This is a genomic window from bacterium (genome assembly GCA_030685015.1).
Lineage (GTDB): Bacteria > CAIWAD01 > CAIWAD01 > CAIWAD01 > CAIWAD01 > CAIWAD01.
The window spans coordinates 1-20,544 of the sequence record JAUXWS010000020.1 but is presented as its reverse complement, the minus strand read 5'-3'; the positions used below and the strand labels follow the sequence as shown (position 1 = coordinate 20,544).

The 20,544-nt window shown below is 67.5% G+C and carries 20 protein-coding genes; 10 read left to right on the top strand and 10 right to left on the bottom strand.

From position 1 onward, the window contains the following. Nucleotides 1-190: 190 nt before the first annotated feature. From Q8O14_02220 to Q8O14_02210, 3 genes are read right to left on the bottom strand one after another with little or no spacing between them, the layout of a single operon-like run. Entirely contained in the window at nt 191-1,087 is an 897-nt protein-coding gene (locus Q8O14_02220; protein ID MDP2359558.1) for an iron chelate uptake ABC transporter family permease subunit, read from the bottom strand. After that, complete coding sequence (locus tag Q8O14_02215; GenBank protein ID MDP2359557.1) at nt 1,084-1,845, bottom strand: metal ABC transporter ATP-binding protein; 762 nt, start codon at nt 1,843-1,845, stop codon at nt 1,084-1,086. Before Q8O14_02215 ends, Q8O14_02220 begins: the two co-directional genes overlap by 4 nt. Then, entirely contained in the window at nt 1,842-2,801 is a 960-nt protein-coding gene (locus Q8O14_02210; GenBank protein ID MDP2359556.1) for a zinc ABC transporter substrate-binding protein, read from the bottom strand. The genes Q8O14_02215 and Q8O14_02210 overlap by 4 nt, the downstream gene beginning before the upstream one ends. Before the next feature lie 158 nt (nt 2,802-2,959). On the opposite strand from Q8O14_02210, the gene Q8O14_02205 reads away from it, so the two are divergent. The 3 genes from Q8O14_02205 to Q8O14_02195 are packed head-to-tail and all read left to right on the top strand — an operon-like array spanning nt 2,960 to nt 5,603. Next, nucleotides 2,960-4,000 carry an ATP-binding cassette domain-containing protein gene (locus tag Q8O14_02205; GenBank protein MDP2359555.1) on the top strand — a complete coding sequence of 347 codons (1,041 nt, stop codon included), beginning with the start codon at nt 2,960-2,962 and terminating at the stop codon, nt 3,998-4,000. Further along, a complete protein-coding gene (locus Q8O14_02200) occupies nt 3,997-4,815 on the top strand; it encodes an ABC-2 family transporter protein (GenBank protein MDP2359554.1) in 819 nt (272 codons plus the stop codon). Before Q8O14_02205 ends, Q8O14_02200 begins: the two co-directional genes overlap by 4 nt. Continuing rightward, a complete protein-coding gene (locus Q8O14_02195) occupies nt 4,815-5,603 on the top strand; it encodes an ABC-2 family transporter protein (GenBank protein MDP2359553.1) in 789 nt (262 codons plus the stop codon). Before Q8O14_02200 ends, Q8O14_02195 begins: the two co-directional genes overlap by 1 nt. A 419-nt stretch (nt 5,604-6,022) precedes the next feature. Here the strand turns inward: Q8O14_02195 and Q8O14_02190 are convergent, their stop codons facing one another. Next, nucleotides 6,023-6,613, bottom strand: a complete 591-nt coding sequence (locus Q8O14_02190; GenBank protein ID MDP2359552.1) for a carbohydrate binding domain-containing protein — start codon at nt 6,611-6,613, stop codon at nt 6,023-6,025. Nucleotides 6,614-7,245: 632 nt separating this feature from the next. Here Q8O14_02190 and Q8O14_02185 point away from each other — a divergent pair. Next, nucleotides 7,246-7,719 carry a very short patch repair endonuclease gene (locus Q8O14_02185; GenBank protein MDP2359551.1) on the top strand — a complete coding sequence of 158 codons (474 nt, stop codon included), beginning with the start codon at nt 7,246-7,248 and terminating at the stop codon, nt 7,717-7,719. A 140-nt stretch (nt 7,720-7,859) separates the two neighbouring features. Here Q8O14_02185 and Q8O14_02180 read toward each other — a convergent pair whose 3' ends face one another. The 3 genes from Q8O14_02180 to Q8O14_02170 all read right to left on the bottom strand — a co-directional run bounded on the left by Q8O14_02180 (nt 7,860) and on the right by Q8O14_02170 (nt 10,969). Next, nucleotides 7,860-8,075 carry a hypothetical protein gene (locus tag Q8O14_02180; GenBank protein ID MDP2359550.1) on the bottom strand — a complete coding sequence of 72 codons (216 nt, stop codon included), beginning with the start codon at nt 8,073-8,075 and terminating at the stop codon, nt 7,860-7,862. A gap of 33 nt (nt 8,076-8,108) precedes the next feature. Continuing rightward, nucleotides 8,109-8,504 carry a DUF302 domain-containing protein gene (locus tag Q8O14_02175; protein ID MDP2359549.1) on the bottom strand — a complete coding sequence of 132 codons (396 nt, stop codon included), beginning with the start codon at nt 8,502-8,504 and terminating at the stop codon, nt 8,109-8,111. Between the two features lie 155 nt (nt 8,505-8,659). After that, nucleotides 8,660-10,969 carry a heavy metal translocating P-type ATPase gene (locus Q8O14_02170; GenBank protein ID MDP2359548.1) on the bottom strand — a complete coding sequence of 770 codons (2,310 nt, stop codon included), beginning with the start codon at nt 10,967-10,969 and terminating at the stop codon, nt 8,660-8,662. A 1,750-nt stretch (nt 10,970-12,719) separates the two neighbouring features. Between Q8O14_02170 and Q8O14_02165 the strand changes: the two genes are divergently transcribed. The 6 genes from Q8O14_02165 to Q8O14_02140 all read left to right on the top strand — a co-directional run bounded on the left by Q8O14_02165 (nt 12,720) and on the right by Q8O14_02140 (nt 17,948). Then, on the top strand, nt 12,720-13,073 hold the full coding sequence (locus Q8O14_02165; GenBank protein MDP2359547.1) for a hypothetical protein: 354 nt from the start codon (nt 12,720-12,722) through the stop codon (nt 13,071-13,073). Nucleotides 13,074-13,175: 102 nt separating this feature from the next. After that, entirely contained in the window at nt 13,176-13,361 is a 186-nt protein-coding gene (locus Q8O14_02160; protein MDP2359546.1) for a hypothetical protein, read from the top strand. Nucleotides 13,362-13,451: 90 nt separating this feature from the next. Then, nucleotides 13,452-13,880, top strand: a complete 429-nt coding sequence (locus Q8O14_02155; GenBank protein MDP2359545.1) for a hypothetical protein — start codon at nt 13,452-13,454, stop codon at nt 13,878-13,880. A 142-nt stretch (nt 13,881-14,022) separates the two neighbouring features. Next, nucleotides 14,023-15,042 (top strand): hypothetical protein, encoded by a 1,020-nt coding sequence (locus tag Q8O14_02150; protein MDP2359544.1) that lies wholly within the window; start codon nt 14,023-14,025, stop codon nt 15,040-15,042. Nucleotides 15,043-15,055: 13 nt separating this feature from the next. Beyond that, a complete protein-coding gene (locus Q8O14_02145) occupies nt 15,056-15,847 on the top strand; it encodes a hypothetical protein (GenBank protein MDP2359543.1) in 792 nt (263 codons plus the stop codon). A gap of 4 nt (nt 15,848-15,851) precedes the next feature. Then, nucleotides 15,852-17,948, top strand: coding sequence for a CHAT domain-containing protein (locus Q8O14_02140; protein MDP2359542.1), 2,097 nt, complete (start codon nt 15,852-15,854; stop codon nt 17,946-17,948). Between the two features lie 60 nt (nt 17,949-18,008). Here Q8O14_02140 and Q8O14_02135 read toward each other — a convergent pair whose 3' ends face one another. The 3 genes from Q8O14_02135 to Q8O14_02125 all read right to left on the bottom strand — a co-directional run. Further along, nucleotides 18,009-18,602, bottom strand: a complete 594-nt coding sequence (locus tag Q8O14_02135; GenBank protein ID MDP2359541.1) for an NYN domain-containing protein — start codon at nt 18,600-18,602, stop codon at nt 18,009-18,011. 209 nt (nt 18,603-18,811) lie between these two features. Next, entirely contained in the window at nt 18,812-19,807 is a 996-nt protein-coding gene (gene cas6 / locus Q8O14_02130; GenBank protein ID MDP2359540.1) for a CRISPR system precrRNA processing endoribonuclease RAMP protein Cas6, read from the bottom strand. A gap of 72 nt (nt 19,808-19,879) precedes the next feature. Then, on the bottom strand, nt 19,880-20,544 hold a 665-nt coding region (locus tag Q8O14_02125; protein ID MDP2359539.1), incomplete at its 5' end, for a hypothetical protein.

Sequence of the window (20,544 nt, the reverse complement as noted above, 5' to 3'; positions counted from 1 at the left end):
CACCCTCCCGGGGCACCTGGGTTTTCCCGAAAAGTTCGCTGTATCCAGCCTCCCCGGCCATCCAGATTCACGCCGGGTCACGCGGCCTGGACAGCGCGCCCCCATAGCTTCGGCCAAAGGGGCGCCCTGCCCGCGGCGGTGGACAGGTCCCACCAGCCGCCCAGCGGGGGAAGGCAGGGCGGATCGCTGCTCAGGCCCGGCCGGCCGGCAGCGCCTCCCCTCCGCGCCTCGCCCGACGCCGCGCCAGCAGCACCCCCAGCAAGCCGCGCCGGGGCGAGGCAAGCAGCGAGAGGGCCACCAGCAGCGCGGCGGCCAGCACGATGGCGGGGCCGGTGGGCATCCGCTCCACCGTCAAACTGGCCCAGCCACCCAGGAGGCCGGCCAGGGCCCCCGCCAGCGCGGCGAGGAGGGTCATGGCGCCCAGGCGGTCCGTCCATTGGCGGGCGGCGACAGCCGGGGCGACGAGCAGGGCGCTCATCAGCACCACGCCCACCGTCTGCAGCCCCAGCACGATCACCAGCACGGTGAGCAGGGTGAGAATGAAGTCCAGCCGCACCGTGGGCCAGCCCAGCTGGGCGGCGAAGTCGGGGTCGAAGGCGGTCAGCGCGAACACCTTCCACAGGAGGACCAGCACGCCGACCACGGCCAGCGCGGCGCCGCCCATCCACCACAGGTCGCGCACCAACAGCGAGGCGGCGCTGCCGAAGAGGTAGCGGTCGAGCCCGGCCTGGGCGGCGTCGGGGCGTCCCTGGATCCAGGTGAGGAGCATGACGCCCAAGCCGAAGAAGCCGGCCAGGACCAGGCCCAGGGCGCCGTCCTCGCGGATGTGGGAGTGCCGCAGGATGAAGGTCACCACCAACATGCCGGCCAGGCCGGCCACGATGGCGCCGGCCGCCAGGACGGGGGCGGCGCGGCTGCCGAGCAGCCAGAAGGCGAGCACGATGCCGGGCAGGGCGGCGTGGGAGACCACGTCCCCCACCAGGCTCTGGCGGCGCAGCACGACGAAGACGCCCAGCACGCCGCCCAGCAGGCCGATGAGGGCGCAGCCGGACAGCACGACGCGGGCGGTGTGGTCCAGGCCCGTCACGCGTCCACTCCCGGGAAGGCGGCGGCGGGCCGCTCGCCGGCGACCCGGCCGCCGTAGGTGTGGCGCAGGTTGGCTTCGGTGAAGACCTCCGCCACGGGGCCGGCCGCCACCAGCTGCACGTTGAGCAGGGCGACCTCGTCGAAGTAATCGGGCACCGTCTGCAGGTCGTGGTGGACGACGAGCACGGTGGAACCCTCCGTGCGCAGTTGTCGCAGCAGGTCGACGATGGTCCGCTCGGTGCGGGCATCCACCCCCTGGAAAGGCTCGTCCATGATGAGCAGCTCGCCACCCTGGGCCAGGGCCCGGGCGAGGAAGGTGCGCTGCTGCTGCCCGCCCGAGAGCTGGCGGATCTGGCGGCGGGCGTAGTCGGTCATGCCGACGCGATCGAGGGCCTGGCGCGCCTCCCGTCGCTCTGCCGCACCGGGCCGCCGGAACCAGCCCAGACGCCCATAGGTGCCCATGAGCACCACGTCCTCCACCGTGACGGGGAAGTCCCAATCCACGTTGCCCCGCTGCGGGACATAGGCCACCCGGCGCCGCACCAGGGCCAGCGGCGCCCCAAGGACCTGCACGGTGCCCGCCGCCGGCTTGACCAGGCCGAGGATCGCCTTGAGCAGGGTGGATTTGCCGGCGCCGTTGGGTCCGACCAGCGCCGTCAGGGTGCCGGCCTTCACCTCGAGGTCGACGTCCCAGAGCACGGGCCGCGCCCGGTAGGCGACGGTGAGGTCATGCACCTCGATGGCGGGTGGCCGGCTCATGGCGCCTCCTTTGGCACGGCGAGCGCCTGGAGGATGGTGTCCACGTTGTGGGCCACCATCCCCTCGTAGGTGGCGGCGGGCGTGCCGGCGCTGCCCAGGGCGTCGGAGTAGAGTTCGCCGCCAATGGCCACCTCGTGCCCGGCGGCCTGGGCCGCCTCGCGCACGGCCTCCAGGGTGCGGCGTGGCACGCTGGACTCCACGAAGATGGCCGGGATGCGCCGCTCGGCCAGGAAGGCGGCCAGCTCCTGCACGTCCCGCGCCCCCGCCTCGGCCACCGTGGAAATGCCTTGCAGGCCCCGCACCTCGAAGCCGTAGGCGCGGCCAAAGTACTGGAAGGCGTCGTGGGCGGTGACCAGGACGCGGCGCTCGGGCGGCAGGGCGGCCGTGCGGGCGCGGATGGCGGCGTCCAGGCTGTCCAGGCCCTCCGCCAGGCGGGCGGCGCGCTCCCGGTGGCTGGCGGCCCCCGGCGGATCGAGGCGGGCCAGCTCCTCGCCGATGCGCCGGGCGACGCGGCTCCAGGCCGCCACGTCGAACCAGAGATGCGGATCAGGCAGATCGCCGCCCCCGGCGGCGACCAGCAGGTCGACTCCCTCCAATCCCTCGCAGAGGGCGACGGCGCGAGCCTCACGCAGGTTGGCCAGCACCTCCCCCAGACGGGCCTCCAGATGCAGGCCGTTGCTGAGCACGAGATCGGCGCGGCTGAGCAGGTGGAGATCGCCGGCGCTCGCCTTGTAGAGGTGCGGATCGACCCCCGGCCCCATCAGGCCGTCCACCTGGAGGCGGTCACCCCCGATGCGGGCTGCCAGGTCGGTGATCATGCCGGTGGTGCAGACGACGCGGGGCCGGTCCGCCGCCGGCTCCCCCCCGACGCAGGCGGCCAGCAGGAGCAGGAGCGACAACAGGCTGGCCAGGACCAGGCCGGAACCGGCCGCGGGTTGACGGGTGGCGTGTATCATGCCGGAAGGTCGCTCTTGGCAAAAGGAAATCCACGCGTCGCCGCCGGGACCGTCCACAGGTCCCGAGGACAGGCTGACCGGCGGTGGCGGACAAAGCGCCGGCCGCCCGCCCACCCCCCGTCCCGCTTCATCATATTCAGGCATCCAAGGAGCCGGCCATGATCGAGGTGCGATCCCTCAGCAAGGATTTCCATGTCCACCGCAAGCAGGAGGGTCTCTGGGGCAGCCTGCGCTCGCTGGTCAGGCGGGAGACGGTGGTCAAGCACGCTGTGCGCGAGGCCACCTTCCACGTGGGCGAAGGCGAGATCCTCGGCCTGGTGGGGGCCAACGGCGCCGGCAAGACCACGCTGGTCAAGATGCTGGCCGGGATCATCCACCCCAGTTCAGGCGAGGCGCGGGTGCTGGGGCACAAGCCCTGGGAGAGGGCGCGGGACTTCCAGCGCCGCATCGCCCTCATCATGGGCCAGAAGGCGCAGTTGTGGTGGGACCTGCCGGCGGCGGACTGCTTCCTCCTGCTCAAGGAGATCTACCAGATCCCCGAGCGCCAGTACCGCGAGACCCTCGCCTTCCTCAGCGAGACCCTGCAGGTGAAGGGCGAGCTGCACATCCAGATCCGCCGCCTCAGCCTGGGGGAGCGGATGAAGATGGAGCTGATCGCCGCCCTCCTCCACCGGCCGCGCGTGGTCTTCCTGGACGAGCCCACCATCGGCCTCGACCTCAGCGCCCAGCGCGCCATCCGCGACTTCATCCTCGACTACCGGCAGCTGCACCGCCCGGCCATGCTGCTGACCAGCCACTACATGGAGGACATCGAGCGGCTCTGCGCGCGCATCCTCATCATCCGCGAAGGCGAGCTGGTCTTCGACGGGCCGCTGGCCGAGGTGATGCGCACCCACGCCCGGCACAAGGTGGTGGCCGTGCAGCTCAAGCCGGGGGCGCCGCCGCCCGACCTGCGCCGCCTGCTGGGGCGGGGCCTGGATCTCGAGGTGCTCGAGGAGGGGCCGGAGCGCTTGCGCATCCAGGCGCCGCGGGACGAGATCCCCAGCCTGGCCGGCCGCCTGGTGACGGAACTGGCCGTGCACGACCTCGCCATCGAGGAGATGGACATCGGCACCGTGATCGAGGGCCTGCTCCACGCCCGCCGCGCCCAAGGCGACCTGCCGGCCGCCGAGTCCCCGCCCGCGGTGGAGGCGGCGTGAGGCAGCGCGCCCGCCTCTTCAGCCACGTGGCCAGCGTGGAGGCGCGCAAGGCGATGAGCTACCGCGCCGACTTCTGGATCAACGTCGTGGTGAGCTTCTTCGCCCAGCTGGGCGTGGTCTGGTACTTGTGGGAGGCCATCTTCCGCAGCACGGGCCAAGCGCTGATCGGCGGTTGGGACCTGCCCTCCATGCTGCAGTACTACGTGCTGGTCATTCTCTGCGGCAAGCTGGTGCGCGGCCAGGAGATGATGGCCGGCCTCTCCCAGGACATCTACGACGGCGGCCTGAGCCGCTACCTGCTCTACCCCGTCGACTACTGGAGCGTCAAGTACGCCCAGCATGTGGGCGCCCTGCTCCCGGCCCTGGTGCAGCTCGTCCTCTTCATGGCGCTCATGCCCCTCTTCTCCGGCAGCATCGGCGCCTTCCGCCCGGGGCCGGCCGAACTGGCCATGGGCGCCATCGCCCTGGCGGCGGGCAACCTGCTCTACTTCCTGCTCCTGCTGCCCATCCAGGCCGTGGCCTTCTGGGCGGACAACGTGTGGAGCCTGGCCGTGCTGGTGCGCTTCGGCAGCGGCCTGCTGGGCGGGGCCCTGCTGCCCCTCAGCCTCTTCCCGGACGAGGCGCGGGCGGTGCTGGACCTGCTCCCCTTCCGCTTCCTCTTCGACTTCCCGGTGAGCGCCCTGATGGGCCGCCTCGCCTTCGGCGAGTGGGCGGCGGGCATGGGCCTGATCGGCTTGTGGTGCGGCCTGCTGTGGGCCCTGTCGCGGCTGGTCTGGCGGCGCGGGGAGCTAAGCTACACGGGAGTGGGGATCTGATGGGCCGCCACTTGCGCCTCTACCTGCACTTCCTGCGCTTCTCCTTCAGCCGCGCCATGGAGTTCCGCGTCGATTTCTTCTTCCGCATCGTGATGGACGCCGCCTTCTACGCCGTGCAGCTGGCCTTCTTCGGCGTCCTCTACCGGCACACGGCCCTGCTGGGAGGCTGGGACCTGGACCAGGCCATCGTCTTCGCCTGCGGCTTCTTCCTCATCGACGCCCTGCACATGACCATCTTCGCCAACAACATGTGGTGGCTGCCCATCTTCGTCAACAAGGGCGACCTGGACTACTACCTGACGCGCCCGGTCAGCCCCCTCTTCTTCCTCAGCCTGCGCGATTTCGCCGCCAACTCCTTCGTCAACCTGCTCATCGCCGTCGCCCTGCTGGCCTGGGCCCTGGGCCGCTACCCCGGCCCCCTCGACCCCCTGGCCGCCGGCGTCTTCATCCTGCTCCTGCTCAACGGCGCCATCCTCTACTGGCTGGTGCACCTCGCCTTCCTCATCCCCGTCTTCTGGCTCCATTCGAGCCGCGGCCTGGGCGAGACCTTCTATGTGCTGGAGAAGTACAGCGAACGGCCGGACCGCATCTTCCGCGGCTGGGTGCGGCGCATCCTGGTGACGGCCCTGCCCTTCGCCCTCATCAGCTCCTTCCCCACCGCCCTGCTCTTCGAGGGCGTCTCCCCCGCCCTGCTGGGTCACGTGCTGGGGGTGACGGCCCTCTTCTTCCTGGCCGTCCTCGGCTTCTGGCGGCTGGCCCTGCGCAACTACGCCTCGGCCTCCTCTTGAGGGGCGCGGGGCGGACGGTCACAGGAATGCTTGTAATCCCGAGAGGACGAGTTGGTTCTTGAAGGCTTCGTGTCGATCAGCCGAGCCGATTGCAGGCAGAAGCGCCCCGCGCTTCTGCTAAGGCCAATGGTGCAGAACCTGCACCATTGGCACTGGCACCAACCTGGCACCGGCCTGGGAGCTTGTAAGGCAGGCTGGATAAAGTGCTGAGTTGCAGCTGAGACGGACATGGGTTGTGAGAAGAAATGGACAGTGCCCTGGTGATGCCCTGGTGATGCCCTGGTGTTGCCCTGGTGTTGCCCTGGTGATGCCCTGGTGATGCCCTGGTGATGCCCTGGTGATGCCCTGGTGTTGCCCTGGTGATGCCCTGGTGATGCCCTGGGCCGAGACACGGATGCCTCCCCAGGCGTACCGGGCGCTTAGTTGCCGTCCACTTCCTGGATCTCCACGCCGTCGATCCAGAGAGTGCCCGGACCGGTGATGTTCAGCTCGAAGCGGATCGCCGTCTGGGCGCCGGTGGTCGTGTGGTTGACATTGAACTGGGACCAGTCGTCCTCCAGGCCTTCTTCGCTGAGGACGAGCTGGCGGGTGGGCGTGGTCTTGGGCGAGAGGCCGGTCACGAAGACCTTGAAGCGGGTCTGGTTGTTCTTCAGCCAGAAGGAGACGCGATAGGTGCGGTTGGGCCGGGTGGCGAAGTCCTGGTAGATCCCGGGAGACTCCCCCGCCCCATTGCCGGAGGCGGTGCCCACGCTGAACTTGAGGGACTGGCCGCCGTCCCGCACCTCCGTTTTGTCCAGGCTCAGCTCCGTGCGGCTCTTCTTCACGGCCTTCTGGTGGACGTGCCAGTTGACGGGCCGTCCCGAGCGGTCATGCTCGAAGCTGCCGTTATTGCCGATGGCCTGGTTGCGGACGATGGAGGTGGACTGGCCGCAGCCAAGACCACCCAGCGCGACGAGCAGGGCCAGGGTGAACAAGGTCAGGGTCGGGCCGGCAAAGGGTGAGCGGGACATGATGCGCCTCCTGGTCAAGAAACTCTCATGTCGCCGGCCGACCGGATCGCACCCGTCGCCAGCTGCCTTGGATCCCACATGAGCTGCATCATGTTATCGATGTTTGATCGTTGATTTCTGATTGAACTCATTTTTGTAGAGGTGACTGCCAGGTGCGGGATCATGTGCGACGCATCGACGATGCGGGATTTGGGAGCATGGGGCGTGATAGGGCGCAAGGCGAGGTCCAGCGCCTGCGGGTGGCTGCCCCGAACTCAGCTCCCTCTGGATAGAAGCCTGGATCCACTTGGCATTGGCGTCTCGACTGGCTGGACAATGAAGGCTGGCACCGGGATGTTCGCATCGCCCTGGAGCGCATCGATGCCACTTCATCCGTGCACAACAAGCAGCTGGCTGCCAGCATCCTGGGTCGACCCAGGTACAGCCACAAACTTGATCGCGACTGACCCACACCTCCTTGTCTGATCGATAGGAAACAGGACTCAGTCGATCGGACAAAGCCTCCCGCCTACTTGCACACAGAGTCATCAGCTCCCAATCCTGCCTCTTCGGCCCGGATTCAGTATTCTCCTGTCATCGGGATACCGAGTGGATGTCCCACCCCTCGGACACCTTCTTCCTGCGAGAAGCACATGGCCGCGACGGACGTGATCACACCCGAGGCCCGCAGCGCGTTGATGGCCCGGATCAAAGGCAAGGGTACCAAGCCCGAGCTCTTGGTACGCAGTCTTGTCCATGCCATGGGATTCCGGTTCCGCCTGCATCGACGAGACTTGCCGGGCACACCAGATCTCGCGTTCATTGCACGGCGGAAGGTCATCTTCGTAAACGGCTGTTTCTGGCATTCACACAAAGGCTGTGCCGGCTACCGGTTGCCGAAGTCCAACCGAGGATTTTGGAAGGAAAAGCACGACCGCAACCGCGCCCGGGACCGCAGTGCGCTGGCCACTTTGCGCCATGCCGGTTGGGACACGCTGGTCGTCTGGGAGTGCGAGACCCGCGATTTGGAGGCCTTGTCGGCCAAGTTGTCCGAATTCCTGACGTCCGTGGGTGGCTCCTCGACCGGCCCCGCCCTGGACAAAGCCCGGAGGTGGAGGATTCAATGATCAATCGTGGCCACGTGTGTTTCCACCCAGCCAACATGCTTTCAGTTCTATTGCGTGACGGCTCGGGCCGAGGCATGCATCGCCCTTGGCAGTGGCAGGTGCTGCCGCCGGGAACACATCAGGGCATCTCCGCAGACCACCTACTTCTTCCCAAAGATGACCCAGCCCAGCAGCACGCCCACCCCGACCATGACGACAGTGGGGAACCACATCCAATGGATGCCGCCCATGCGGCCATTCCCCATCATGCCACTGCCAATTTGGGAGCCGCTCATGGCCCCGCCTCCGAATAGCAGGATGAGCACGCCCACAACAACCAGACCGATGATCAGGCCGGTTCTGTCCTTGTTGTTCATGAAGCCAATCTCCTTCTATAGATCATTCACGGTTCACGTGAGGCGCGCCACGACGCGTTGCAGCTTGGCCCTGGCTTCCATGGCGACGTCCTTCGCCACGTTGTCCTCCTTGAGGGAACCCAACGTCTCCAGCGGGTCCACGGCCGTGACGATCGATCCGTCAGCCTCCTCGTAGACGGTGACATTGCAGGGCATCAGCAGGCCCGCGTTCAGGTTGGCCGAAAGCGCGCGGTGGGCAAGTGCGGGATTGCAGGCGCCCAGAATCACATAGCGGCGAAAGTCCTCGTTGATCTTCTGCTTCAACGTGGCCTTCACATCGATCTGGGTCAGCACGCCAAAGCCCTCCGCCAGCAGGGCGGCCACGGTTTTCTCAATGGCCTGCTCGTACGGCAGATTCAAACTTGCACGCATGCCGAATTGGGTTGGCATCCTTGGCTCTCCTTTTCACCCCTTGTTTCCTACCTCATCACGCCGCTTTACCCCCTCCGCTGGGGCGCCATGGCACCCTTGTGTGACACGAGTGGGCGTCCCGTCTGACGCCGGGAAAGCCCCCGCTCCGGGGACGACTCGTCCCAAGTCGCATCCTACAGCTTCGCACCACGCAGGCGCAGGGCGTTGGCGATCACCGAAACCGAACTGAGACTCATGGCGGCCGCGGCCATCACCGGGCTGAGCAGCACGCCAAACAACGGATAGAGCACACCCGCGGCGACGGGGATGCCCACCGTGTTGTAGACGAAGGCGAAGAACAGGTTCTGCTTGATGTTCGACATGGTGCGGCGGCTGAGCCGGCGGGCCCGCGCGATGCCCCGCAGGTCGCCCTGGACGAGGGTGACGCCCGCGCTCTCCATCGCCACGTCCGTCCCCGTGCCCATGGCGATGCCGACCTGCGCCTGGGCCAGCGCCGGGGCGTCGTTGACGCCATCGCCGGCCATGGCCACGACGCGCCCTTCCGCCTGCAGGCGCTTGATCACGTCGGCCTTCTGGCCGGGCAGCACATCAGCCAGGATCTCGTCGATGCCCAGGCTTCGCGCGACGGCTTCGGCCGTGGTGCGGTTGTCTCCTGTCAGCATGACGATCCGGACGCCTTCGGCGTGCAGGGTGCGAATGGCCTCGGCGGTCGTGGCCTTGAGCGGATCGGCCACGCCGAGCAGGCCCGCCACCTGGCCGTCGACGGCCACGAACAGGACGGTCCGGCCATCGCGCCGCATCTCGTCCGCGCGGGTCGCCAGCTCGCCGGGCAGGACTCCCAGGCTCGCCATGAAGGACAGGTTGCCCAGCGCGACCTCGCGCTCCTCCACCCGCCCCTTGACCCCCAGGCCGGTGCTGGATGAGAAGTCCCGCACATCGGTCAACACCAGGCCTCGCTCCTCGGCGCCCGCGACGATGGCGGCGGCGAGGGGGTGTTCGCTGGCCCGTTCCAGGCTGGCCGCCTGCCGCAGCAGGGAGCGCTCCTCCCCGCCCTGCGCCACCACGACACTGACGAGTTTGGGCTTTCCCTCCGTCAGCGTGCCCGTCTTGTCGACCACCAGCGTGTCGACCTGGCGCAGCAGCTCGATGGCCTCGGCGCTCCTGAACAGGATGCCCATGCCAGCGCCCTTGCCCGTGGCCACCATGATCGACATGGGCGTGGCCAGGCCCAGAGCGCAGGGACAGGCGATGATGAGCACCGCCACCGCATTGATGAGGGCGTGGGACAGACGCGGCTCGGGTCCCAGAAGGGACCAGGCGATGAAGGTCAGGACGGCGCAGAGGATGACGGCCGGCACGAACCAGGCGGCCACGACATCGACCAGTCGCTGGATCGGCGCACGGCTGCGCTGGGCCTCGGCGACCAGCGCCACGATCCTCGCCAGCAGGGTCTCGGCGCCCACCTTCTCCGCGCGCATGACGAGGCCGCCGCCACCGTTCACGGTCGAACCGATGAGCCGATCGCCCACGCCCTTTTCCACCGGGATCGCCTCGCCGCTGACCATGGACTCGTCCAGCGAGCTGGAGCCTTCCAGGACGACTCCGTCCACCGGCACCTTCTCGCCCGGCCGCACGCGTAGACGCTGTCCGACCTGCACCTGGTCCAGGGCCACATCCCGCTCTGTGCCGTCATCCATGAGCAGCCGCGCGGTCTTGGCCTGCAGGCCGAGCAGCAGCCGTACGGCCTGTCCCGTCCGGCTGCGCGCGCGCAGCTCGATCACCTGGCCCAGCAGGATCAGTGTCACGATGGCGCCGGCGGATTCGAAGTAGACGGCCGCTTCGCCGTGCATGCGGAAGGACGTTGGAAAGAGGCCTGGAAGCAAGGCGGCCACCACGCTGTAGGCAAAAGCTACGCCCACGCCCAGGCCGATCAGCGTGAACATGTTGAGGCTTCTGTTCTTGACGGATTGCACCGCGCGGACATAAAAGGGCCACGCCGCCCATGTGCAGACCGGCGTCGCCAGGGCCAGCTGGAGCAGCGTCTGGGCCCGCAGGGTGAGCATGTGCGAGATCGGCTGGCCGGGAATCAGGTGGCCCATCGCCACGAGGACAAGCGGCGCGGTCAGCGCGGCGGCGAACCACAAGCGCCGGCTCATGTCAAGCAGCTCGGGATTCGCCTGGTCGTCCGTGCCCGTCATGCCCGTCCTTGGTTCCAGCGCCATGCCGCAGGTGGGGCAACTGCCGGGATGGTCCTGCAGCACCTCGGGATGCATGGGGCATGTATAGGCGACCGTCCCCCCCGCCCTTGCCACCTGCTTCACCCGCCCCGCATCAGGCGGATGTGACAGGAAGGTCTGACGGCAGTGCTCGCTGCAGAAGTAGGCGGTCAGTCCATTGCGCTCGGCAATCAGCGCGGTGGCCGTCTCCACCCTCATGCCGCAGATGGGGTCGACGGCCGTGTCGGCTTGGCCGGGTTGGATCATTGGGCTCCCTTCCCGCGCCACCTTCCAGCGGGGGCGCTTCCGCAACATGGAACATGGGTGCGCACGACCTCTTGCCGCACCGCACGAGATCAAGCCCAGCGGGATGGCGGCAGACTCTGTTCAAAGCTGCGTTTCCTGGTCCGCATGGCGTGCGCAAGCACCACCTCCGCGACAAGGCACGGCGTGCACAAATCACGCCATCGCGGCATTTGTTGTCAGTCAAGTACTTGCGCAGGATGTTGTGGTCTGGCGACCATCCTGTCCTTCAAGATGTAGTGGCTGCCCGATCAAAACGATGGAACCAGCGTCATCAGCTGGCAAGGACATGTCCGGAGCGGGGATGTCGGCCGCCTTGTCATGCTGGGTGTACTGGTCGTTGGCAAAGACAAGTCGGGGATCTTGCGCAAAATCAGCCGGCCATCCTCCCGGCCTCGCCCATCGCTTCCAGCAATAGCGCCATGTTGAGATTGCGCCGATCCGTCAGCCAGTCCTCCTCCAGCTCGATGGCCCGTGCGGTGACCAAGCGCAAGCAGCTGGCCCGGATTGGATAGAGATGCGCAGTACAGAGATGCGCAGTACCCGGCTGTCCCGAAGCGTAAGGAGCAAAGGCGCATCCACTGCCCACAACCCAAGCGCCAAGGCACTGTTCCAGGTCCGGGATCATGCGTGACGCATCGAGGATGCGGAACCTTGGGGCAAGCGGCGTGCAGCATGCAAAAAGGAAGAGCCGTGATGGGCGGACGGCGAGCTGCCGTGGTGCGGGTGGAGCGGTGCGGCAGATTCTCCTTGCCCGCCGCGCCCGGGCCGTCAGCTCGTGGGTCTTTCCGGGGCGCAACCCAAGCAAACCCATGACCAATCCCAAGGTCGGGCGGATCCGCCTCCTGGAGCGCGCCGGCCTGATGGGCCCGCATGCACAACCTCAGGCGCAGGCTATCCACCTTCCAGATCGACACGGGCAGGCCGCTGGAGGTTATCAAAAATATCCTGAGACACGAATCGAAGACGACGACGGAGACCTATGCCAGGCTGGCCATGGAGCCCGTGCGGCTGAGCCTGGAAAAGGCCACGGGCGGGATGCTGCGCCATTCGGGACGGTCGCGCCGGGATCAAGCGCGGCGCTTGCCCTTCCGTCATTCATCCGTTTGGGAAGGACAATGAATCGCCCTTTTATCCTTCCATGCTGGGTGTTCGTGCCGCGCGATTGTGGGCGCGAATGTGTTTCGCTCTCCTGGTTCAAAGCGCTTCACAACCAGGAACACGCCATCCATGTGCGCCGCGCCGACCAACACGCTGAGCGCCGAGGAGCGCAAGCTGCACGAGGGTCGGACCCGACGAGGTCGGCCGTTCGCTTCAATGAGCGCGCCCGGATCTTCCTGCTGGCCGCCGAAGATTTGCTGAACAAGGAAATCGCCCGGCGATTTGGCATCGGTCTGGTCAAGGGCATCGCGGGAGGAAACTGCGCCCGGGCAAGCCCTGAACCGTCGACGAAGCGGAGATCGTGCGAGCGACCCCCCAGATCGTGGCACCGCAGGCCACGCACTGAAGCACGCGCGCCATGGCCACCGCGGTCGGCGCAGGCGACTTCGCCGTCCGCCCGCTGGATGCGCCCACTTGAGGAGCCACCGCCATCGTGAAACAGCCTGACTGGCAGACAAACAGCAGGTCCAGCCAACCGGCGCACGTTGTAGCCGAAATATACTTGAAAACTCAACCGGTCAGCCCCTTGCATTGTGAAAGCAAGGAGTCGACCATGGCCTTTCTATTCGATCAACACGGCATGCTGATGGGTGGCAAGCAGCGCGTCCTGGCCCATGTCAGGCGCGTGGCCAAGCCCGGCTATTCCTGCACGATCCTGCCGGACCCGACCATGCCCGCCGCGCCCGGATACAGCAACGATCCGCCGGTGCCCGGCGCCGTCCGCGTCCAGCGCATCGATCCGGAGTGCGTCCCCCTGTTGGGCACCCACGCCTTGTGCCCGGTGGAGACCCTGTTCCGCCTCAACCTGGCGACAACCCTCTTCTTCTGCACCGAGGAGGGATGGAGCAGGCAGATCCGGCGCATCCAGTCTGGGTCTGACCGGGGTGATGCGGCGAATGCCGGCTGAGCACACAAGGATTCGACCCGCCTGTTTGAAAAACTGCCCGCCGGCCCCTTGCCCTGGGTGAACCGGTCGCAGGGGCCGTTTCAGAAGTGAAGGAGAGCAGGCATGTCCATCCGCTACCGCATCGGTGACCACCTCGTCACGGGGCGTACGGGCTACACTCATCACGGCAATCATTTCTGGCATGAGGGTGGCATGGCAGCCGGGACCCTGCTGGTGACGGCAGCCCCAGCGGCCGCCGCGGTGGCGTTGGGCTATGGTGTGTACAAGCTGGCCCGCTGGTTGGTGTGATCATGGGCGGGATGGACGCAGGCGGGGGCGACGTTGCGTGTTTCTCGCTAACTTGCCCCTCGTCACAGGACACAGCGAACGAGAACCATCATGGACATGCATGCGCCGCCGCCAGGAGCGAAGAGTTTTTTCCGTCCCCACAACCTGTGGTGGCTGCCGGATCGGCTCTTCACCTTCGGCATGGCCGAGCGGGAGGCGAAAGCCTATCACCGGCCCGGATACACCATGGGCGTGGCGGGGCCGGCGTTGCGCGCCGTGCCCTTGTCGAGTTATGAACGCGGCGAGCCGCTCAAGGGACGATCGAAGCGCCGCAAGTGGGTGCTCTACCTACCGGAAGGCAGCGTGCCTGGACTGGAGGGGGATTCCCTGCTGCTGGTTCATTGCTGGCAGGAGCTGTCCGCCTGGGAAGCGGCCTGGTCGCACCCGCGCTTCATCGCGCAAGCATCGCCCGACATTGCCAAACAAGTGGTCGATTTGCTGAAGGATTGGATCGATGCCCACTTATCTCCCAGCACATGAGCAGAACCTCCATGCCCTTTGGCTGAGGTGGCGGGCCAAGGGCGACGCAGGGGGGGCGGCGGATCCGGACTACAACGCTTGGCTGCTGGCCCTGCGCCATCAGGTGGTCCGGGGGGTTTGTTCAACTCGCTTGGACGTGCAGTTGGCCCGCTACATCGAGTTCGATTCTCCACCCACCTGGCTTGCCTTGATGGAAAGTGTCCTGCATCGCTTCCAGGGTGAGATCTTCGAGCGGGATTACGTCTCCAAGTGGAGTGCCGTGGAGCGCGAGACTAGCTTGGCGGCCTATCTGCGCCAGTGCCTGCGCAACAGCCTCAAGATCATCCCTGATGAGCAGGGAACTCAGGAGCGATGGAAGACGGCCAACCGACGCATTCGGGAGATCTTGGCCCAACCGACCTACCAGACCATCGAGGAAGCCAGAGATCCATGGAAGGCGCCCAGCGCGTGGTCGTTGCCGGTCGCGAAGTACAACGCGGACCTGGAAAGCCTGGCCCGTCAATTGGACAACGGACTTCTGCCGGAATTGGACGTGGAGCGCGCCAGGCTGAACGGGTTCATCGACACAACCTTCGAATTCACCTTGCAGGCTCACCAATGCCAGCAGTTCATGACCGTGCTGGATTACCAAGGGGCGTTCATGCACATGCCAAGCTCCTTGGATTCGACCTGGCTGCATTCCGGCTCCGAGGATGGATCGTCCCAACCGCAGCCGGGGGATAGATTGATTGGACAACAGCCAACGCTGGATGAATCAGGTGAGGCGGGGGACGGCGTTCGAAATGCCCGGCGAGATGCAGGGGCTAGCGCGGAGGGGGCAGGGGAGCACGAAGAGCTGGACCGGGTCGTGGTCCACTTCCTGCGGCGCATGCGCACCGAGCACCGTCGCTTGCTGTTGCGGGTGGTGCCTGAACTGGAGAATCAACTACTTGGCGAAGATCAGAAGATCGCCCTGACGACCATCATGAAGTCGGTTGCTCCCGAGTTCGGAGTCAGCTGGCGGGCGCTGGATGAGCAATGGAGACGGCATATCCAGCCGGCTTTGAATGACTTGTGCCGAGTGCTCAGTATGCAAGATGACCAGCGCAAGATGTATGAGAGCCTGCTCGCCTGCGCCCGTCGGCAACCCATCGATGTTCCCCGGCACACGTCTCTTGACTGATGAGGATCAACCCGTGACGACCACTTCCCAAACCATCAAACCGGGCGGAATCTGGATCCCCCGGGATGCGGATGGCGCCAACAGCCTGGTGCCCCGCCTGCTGGTGTTGACCGGTCCCGAGGAACTGCCCTGCGGTCTGGAGGCCGTCACCGTGGTGCCGCTGGCGGATGGCAGCGCCCATCAACTGGTGGACAGCGACCTGGTGCTGTGGGCGCCCTTTGTCCCGGTCGACCTGGAACCCGTGCTGCTCCAGTTCAGCAACTTCCAAAGCGTCCTGGCCGGTGACCTGGCCGAACTGGATGGCGAGCTGACCCCGGCGGCCCTGCCACTGCTTGGCGCGTTTTGGAAGGGCGTGCTGGCCCTGGCGGACCGCCCAAAGGCGGAGGACTTCCCGCCGACCCTGGCCTGGGACAGCGGATGGCCCATTCCCCTGGATCCGGCGACGGGCTTGCCCAGCACGCGGGATGTGCGCAACCTGCGCCTGGTGCAGACGAGCCTGCGCATGGCGCCCCTGGCGCGGACACTGGACATGGCCCTGCACGACAAGTTCTTCGGCTTGGTGGAACGAGTACCGGACGATTTGCGACAGTCAAAACAGGCCAAGTTGATCGTCTTGGGCCAGCATCTGGCGGAGCAGGCGGACGAGGCGAGGCGGGCGGCCGGTCCGGAGTTCCTTTCCCCCCAGGAACACCTGGCGGAGATGGAGGCCAGCCGCGATCCCTGGCTCCGGGCCGTGCACGCCGTGCTGTCTGGGGATGATCAAGCCATCAGGCAAACCATTGGTGGGCTGCCCCCTGTCCACTGATCACGTGCACGTTCTGGAAGCCCTGGCCTTGCGCCGGGTGGAACCCAGCCGGCAAGGCCCCCCCCCCGGCGGCCACCCGTGGTTGCCCGCCATCCGCCTGCTCATGGACGGCCGGCCGCAGGAGGCCCGCCGCCGCCTGGAATCGAGCGCACCCCGCCATGCCCTGGAAGCCTACTGGGCCGCCCGCATCCAATCCACCTGCCGCCGGCACCGGGCCGCCGAACACCTGCTCCAAACCGGGCGGGATCTTCTGGCGGCCGCCGCCCAGCCGGGCGAAGGCGACCGTCGGTCCACGTGGTTGTGGCTGTTGAAGCTGGAGCAGGCCCGCCAGCAATCTTTCCGCTATCAGCACAGCGAAGCGATGCATGGCTTGGAAGACCTGTTGGCGGAAGAGGGCTTGCCGACGGCCCTGCGCGCCCAGGTTCTCAGCCTGGTCGCCGACATCCGGGTCAACGATCCGCGTGGCGAACTGGCTTCCTCCACGACGGCGCCCACGGCCGAAGATGCGCTGCGCCTGGCCTTGCGTCTTGGGCGGCGCTTGGCGCCCGGCTTCCGTCTGGAACAGGTCCGCAAGACCTGCGACCTGCTGCAGAGGAATGCACGTTGGGGCGACCTGGCGCGCTGCTTGCCCGGCCCCGCCGCGGAGGCCCGCCTGCCTCTCTTCCACCGGGCTTTCTTCATGCGCTGCCGCCTGCAACTGGCGTGGGATGGAGATCGGCCCGGGTTGCTGCCCATGCCGGAGGAGGAGGCCCTCGCTCTTGCCTTGTCAAACCGACCCTTGCATGCCCCGGGATTGCTTCACGTGGCGGCTATCAAGCGCCTGGCCGTCAGACGGGGATTGCGCAGGCTCGATTGGGAGCGGCGCGGCTTGGACCGCCTGATGCGGAGGCTGCACCAGGTGGACGGCCTGGGCACGGATCAGCTGGACTGGCTGGATTGGCTGGATCGCGGTCTCTATGAACACGCCCGGCCCCTCTATCAGCGCCATGCCGACCTGTGGCTGTCACCCGGTCTGGCTCCACGCCGCCAAGCGCCCGAACAGCGCCTGCACCATGCCCTGACCGAGGCCGAGCACCCCTGCAACCGGCACGTGCTGGACCTGGTGGCCAAGCCCCACCTGCAGGAGCAGCTGCTGGCCATTCTGCTGGGGTCCCAGCCGGAGCGGGAGCTGGATCAGGGGACCGTCCATGTCCAGGAGCCGCCCCGCCTGCCGGAGTACTCCGTCCTCGCGGCGGGATGTCCGGCCTTCGTCCGCCTCATCCAGGGGGAGCGGGAGTGGCACCTGATCCGCACGGCGCCGGGCGGTGGCGCATTGGAGCATCGCACCCTGGCGGCGGACTGGATCAACGATTCATCCCTGTCTTCCCGCGGGCGACTGGGGCAACTCATGTTCGAAGGCTATCCCGCAGGTGAAACCATCCACGTCATCGCAGATGGCCAGGCCGAGGACATCGCCTGGCACGCCCTGCCCCACGGGGACGGGTTGTGGGGCGGGCGCCTCCTGATCCTGGAGTGCCCCAACCTGAACTGGCTCTTCCGCCCGCTTTCATCGAGCGTCGAGCCGCCGTCCCGGCGAACGGGTCCTCCCGCCGATTTCGCGTCAGTGGAAGCCGTCACACGGTTCTTCCGGAAACCCAGCCAGGCGGGTATCTGGCTGCTCTCCGGCCACGGGGAAAGCCATCCGCAGCAGCCCCATCGCTCCATGATCAAGCACAACCAAGCCGATGCGGGCCTGGATGTGGGCGACTTGTTCGCACAGGCCGCCGGTTGCCGCCTGGTCGTGTTGGATTGCTGCCACAGCGGTTCCGTCCAGGATCCTTGCACGGAGAACGACCTGGGTCCGGCCATGGCGGCGCTGCTGGGCGGCGCCCGCATCGTGCTGGCCTATCGCCGCCGCGTGGGCGCCAGTGGCCCGTTGCGAAAGCAGCTGCTTGAAACGCTTTTCTACCGGCTATCGCGGGGTGTCGCACCCAGCGAGGCCGTGCGGCAGACTCTTGACCAGATGTCGTCTCAGGGTCTTGGCGGTACGCCTCTGCACCAGGGCGAGAGCATCCGCCTCTTGGGGGCCCTGACTCCAGAGCCGAGCACGACCGCCCCCTGACCCGAAAGGCCAGGGGGCAAAGGCGGCGCATGCCCGTGGGTGCTGGGCAGGTTGCCGGCCTCAGGCGAAGAGGCCGCCGGCGGTGCCCAGCGCCGGCGCCTCCTGCCCATTGACCCCCGGGAACTCGGCGAGGAGTTCCGCCAAGTCGATGAAGTCGTTGCAGGCGCTGCGCAGGGCGCGGGACATGCTGCCCTCGATGCCCGCCGCCTCCACGCGGATGCCTTTGCGCCGCAGGTGGCGCGCCAGGGGGGCGAAGTCGGCGTCGCCGGTGACGAGGACCACCACGTCGGGGCGCATCTCCGCCGCCAGGGACACGGCGTCCATGGCCATCAGCACATCCACGTTGGCCTTGTAGCCCGGTCCGCGCGCACCGTTGCCGTTGGCCGGCGCCGGCACGCCCTCCCGGGTCACCACCAGGAAGCCGTTGGTCTCCAGCCAGTAGACGAAGCGGTCCTTCTTGTCCTCGACCTCGTTGAAGTCGGGGTGGGTGGGCGGCATGCCCACATAGACGGCCATCTCCAACAGCTGCCGGCCCTCCTCGGCGCAGGCCAGGTAGTCCCTCAACCGCTTCCAGTCCACCCAGCGGTCGAAGCCCCTCACCGTGCAGGTCAGATTGGCCTCGTCCACCAGCACCAACACGCGCTGCGTCTTCATGGGATCCTCCTCTTGTGTGTCGCTCCCTTGCGAACAACCAAGGGGCTGGATCCCGTCCCTTTCAATGGACTGCCACGTCGGTGAGTCTACGGGGTGCGCCATGGGCGTCGCCGGATCAGCGAGGGAGATGTGAACGGCGCGCGGACAGGCCCGGGGCAGGCGGCAACTGGCCATGTTTCCAGCGGGGGAGTGGGGGCGGCAGCGGCCTGTCAGCGGTCCAGGATCTGGACTTCCCCCAGACCCATCACTGTCTGGCGTCCCACACCCAGCCACTCGGCGGCGGCGAGCAGCTCGTCCAGCGCCGTCCCGTCCACGTGGTAGAGGATCCAGCCCGTCATGCCGGAGAGGGGTTTCAACTGCTCGTCGCGATGGGAGTAGCGGTTCAACTCCTGCCAGCGCAGGTCGGAGGCGAGCAGGCGCCCCGCCGGCGGCACGGCGGCGGGCGGCGCCAGGGCGAAGCCCGGCACGAGGTGCCAGCAGAGCAGATAGAGGCGGCGCTGGATGGACTCGATCCAATCCTTCAGCGGCGGGATCTGGCCGGGATCCGTCCAGAGGCGCCCGCCCAGCTTCATCTGCAGGGGAGTGGTCAGCAGGAGGCGCCGCCAGGGAGTCGGCTCCAGGCGGCGCAGGCGTTCCCGCAGCGGCCGGGCCTGCACCCGCTCAGGCAGCTTGTACCCGTCGGTGATGGGCTCCCCCGTGTCCTCGTCCACGACCTGCAGGCGGTGGAAGTGGCCGGCGCCGCGCAAATGGTCTCGCCCCAGGCCGAACTTCTGACCCACTTCGTCGATGGCGCGCAGCAACAGACCGGTGTAGGCGATGCCGTCCCCGAACACGGTCAGCCGGAAATCCAGGCCGTCCCCGGGCCGCACCTGGCCCAGGGCCTCGTCCGGCACCTGCACACGCAGCGGCGGCGAGGCGTTGGACTGCTGATACCAGGGATTGGGCCGGGGACTGCGCCCTTCGAAGAGCCATGGATAGGAACAGGCGGGTTCAAGGGGACAGCCCTCGCAGGTGGGGCGGCCGCGCTGTTCGCAGACCAGGCCCTTGAGCGCGTGACCCAGGGCGCCACGCACGGTGGAGGCCTTGAAGGGCGGCAGCTGTCCCGCCGTGCGGAAGCGCAGGCGCACACGGCAGGAGAAGACGGGCAGGGTGGTCAGATCGCTCCACGTGGCGGAATCGGTGTTGGGCAGGTCGGTTTGTGTCACGGCGTCCTCACGATGGATGGCGCGGGCAGGTGAGCCCTTCGGCCAAGCGAACGTCGAAAAGCGCCCCTGCACTCACAAGCCGCGCGCGCCGCCGCCAGGCCCCCGGCGGGCGGTGCGCCCCTCTTCCATGGACCGCCCCGGCCCCGCGGGCAGCGTCAGCCTGGGCAGGGAGTCCGGCGCCGCCGCGGCCTCGCCGGGGGCGCAGTGCCAGCAGCCCCGGGCCGGCGGCTCCACCTCCATCAGCAGGCTGTCGACGGGGTTGAGCAGGAGGTCACGCCCTTCGGCCAGGCCGCCGTCCAACAGGGCCTGATGCAGCAGGCCAACCCCCCAGGACGCGCACAGGCCGTTCAAGTGATAGACAGCCGGCGCCTTCACCCCGGTCAGGTAGCCTTCCCGCCGCAGGCGCTCGCGCAGGTCTGGACCCGCCTCTTCCCGGGCCGCCTCCTCGGCGCTGACCGCCTCGGCGCAGACCAGGCACCAGCTGCGGTCCCGGGGCAGCAGGGTGACGCGCGCCCACATGCGGGCGCCGCCTTCCCGCACCTGGATGTCCGTGGCCAGGTTGAGCAGGCGGCAGTCCCAGCGCCGCCACAGCTCCAGCGCCCGCAGCCGGGACGAGTGGTTGTCCGTGGCCAGGATCAGCCAATCGCAGGCGGGCAGGCGCTCCTCCCGCATCGCCTCCTCCAGCGCACAGGGCCGCAGGTCCAGCTCTGCGCGGTCCTCCCAGAAAGTCCGGATCA